Origin of the sequence: Streptomyces sp. (assembly GCF_035563135.1) — a bacterium.
Taxonomy (GTDB): domain Bacteria; phylum Actinomycetota; class Actinomycetes; order Streptomycetales; family Streptomycetaceae; genus Streptomyces.
Genome location: NZ_DATMVN010000844.1, coordinates 1 through 2,541, shown reverse-complemented (window position 1 = coordinate 2,541; position 2,541 = coordinate 1). Strand labels below are relative to the sequence as shown.

Sequence of the window (2,541 nt, the reverse complement as noted above, 5' to 3'; positions counted from 1 at the left end):
CCGAGGACTTCTGGCGCGACTGGGTCGAGCACTGCACGTACCACGGTCCCTACCGGGAGGCCGTGGTCCGCTCCCTGATCACACTGAAGGCCCTCACCTACGCCCCCACCGGCGGAATCGTCGCCGCGCCGACCACCTCCCTGCCGGAGGACGTCGGCGGCGTCCGCAACTGGGACTACCGCTACACCTGGCTGCGCGACGCGGCGATCACCCTGTCCTCGCTGCTGCGCACCGGCTACCGCGAGGAGGCCCGCGCCTGGCGCGAGTGGCTGCTGCGGGCGGTCGCCGGTGACCCGGAGAACCTGCAGATCATGTACGGCATCGCCGGTGAGCGCGAGCTCGGCGAGGCGGAGCTGAACTGGCTGCCCGGCTACGAGAACTCCAGCCCGGTCCGGGTCGGCAACGGCGCCGCGTCCCAGCTCCAGCTCGATGTGTACGGCGAGGTCACCGAGGCGCTGCACCTGGCGCACATGACGGGGCTGACCCGCAACGACTACGCGATGGGACTCCAGCTCAAGCTGATCAGCTATCTGGAGAAGCACTGGGAGGAGCCGGACGAGGGCATCTGGGAGGTGCGCGGTCCGCGCCGCCACTTCGTGCACTCCAAGGTGATGGCCTGGGTCGCCGTCGACCGCACGATCAAGCTGATCGAGTCCGGGGACACGGAGGGACCGCTCGAGCGGTGGCTCCAGCTGCGTGACGACATCCACCGCGATGTCTGCGAGCGGGGCTACGACCCGGAGCGCAACACCTTCACCCAGTCCTACGGGTCCCAGGAGCTGGACGCGTCCCTGCTGCTGATCCCGCAGATGGGCTTCCTGCCCCCCGACGACAAGCGCGTCATCGGCACGATCGAGGCGATCCAGCGGGAGCTGTCCACGGAGGACGGTTTCGTCCTGCGGTACCCCACCGAGGGTGACGACGCGGGCGTCGACGGCCTGGAGGGCGACGAGGGCGCGTTCCTGGCCTGCTCGTTCTGGCTGGCGGACGACCTGGCGATGATCGGCCGGGTCGACGAGGCCCGCCGGCTCTTCGAGAAGCTGCTGTCCCTGCGCAACGACCTCGGTCTGCTGGCCGAGGAATGGGACTCCGGGCTCCAGCGCCAGGTGGGGAACTTCCCGCAGGCGTTCAGCCATGTGCCGCTGATCGACACGGCACTGCGGCTCACGGCCAGCGGGGCGTACGTCGGCTGACCCGCGGGGCGTGACAGGGCCGAACGGAACGGCCGGCCCTGTCACGGGGGAAGAGTCCTGTCACGCCCTGCGAAGGGGCTCGCACGAGGCCCCGTACCCTCCGGCGGGGACCGCCGCGACCGGTCTTCGGTTTCGCCGGTGGGATCACCGGGGCATGCGTGCCCCGCCCGTACGAGGGCATGAGCGCTGACGCGCGGATACGGAAGCACGAGGCCGGAGCCGGTGGAGACAGAGGGCGGGATCACCGTGCGGCGGGCGCTGGAGCTGCCGGGGCTGCGGAGCGGGGTCCCGGAGGTACTGGCCTGCGCGGACCGGCTGGAGCGTACGGTGCGCTGGGTGCACGCCGGTGAGGCGCCGAACATCCCCGCCCTCCTCAAGGGCGGGGAACTGCTGCTCACCACAGGGCTCGGCCTCGGGTCCCGGCCGGCCGACCAGCGCGCCTTCGTCCGCAGGCTGGCCGACCGCGGCATCGCCGCCCTGGTCGTGGAGCTCGGCCCGCGCTTCAGCCGGCTGCCCGCGGCGATCGTGGAGGCGGCGCGGACGGCGGGGCTGCCGCTCGTCCAGCTCCATCGCGAGGTCCCATTCGTGGCGGTGACCGAGGAGATCCACACCGAGATCGTCAACGGCCACTACGCCTTGCTCCGGCGGGCGGAGGAGGTGCACCGGCGGTGTACGCAGGCGGTGCTCGGCGGTGGCGGGGTGCCGCAGGTCCTGGGGATCCTCGCGGACTTCGCCGCGAACCCGGTCTTCCTGGAGACCCCGGACGGCCGGCTGCTGTTCGCCGCGGGGGCCGGGACCGGGCCGGTGGGCGCCGCCGGTCCGCTGCAGGTCTGGGAGGGCCTGCGCGGGGCACGCGCGGCCCGTGAGGCGCCACCGGCCGGCGCGGTCCTGGTGGAGGTGCCGGGCAGCGGGCCCGGGACCGGTGTGGAAGCGCCGGGCGGCGGGCCCGGGACCGGTTCCGTGCGGGCCCGGCTGGTGCTGCTCCCGGTGTCGGGCCCCTTGCTGACGGTGCACCGGATGGCGGCCGAGCGGGCGGCGGGCATCCTGGCGGTGGTGCTGATGCAGGCCCGCCAGGAGGAGGAAGTGGCGGCGCGGGGACGCGGTGACTTCCTCACGGATCTCGCCGAGGGCCGGATCGCCGCCGAGGACGCCCCCGCGCAGGCAGGGGTCCTGGGGTTCAGGCCGGGCGGGGATCCGCTGCTGCCGGTGGTGATGCGGCTCGCCCCGGAGCCGGCGCCCTCGGGCAGCTGGGCCCTGCTGGCCAGGGCCGTGACGGAGGAGCTCGCGACGGTGGGGGCCCCGGTGCTGGTGGGGGTGCGCCCGGTGGAGGGCCGGGTCCCGTTGCTGC

The 2,541-nt window shown here is 73.6% G+C and carries 2 protein-coding genes; both read left to right on the top strand.

Annotated elements, in window-relative coordinates:
• A partial coding sequence (locus VN520_RS37405) for a glycoside hydrolase family 15 protein (RefSeq protein WP_325751409.1) occupies nt 1-1,193 on the top strand: 1,193 nt, incomplete at its 5' end.
• A gap of 222 nt (nt 1,194-1,415) precedes the next feature.
• A partial coding sequence (locus VN520_RS37400) for a PucR family transcriptional regulator ligand-binding domain-containing protein (protein ID WP_325751408.1) occupies nt 1,416-2,541 on the top strand: 1,126 nt, incomplete at its 3' end.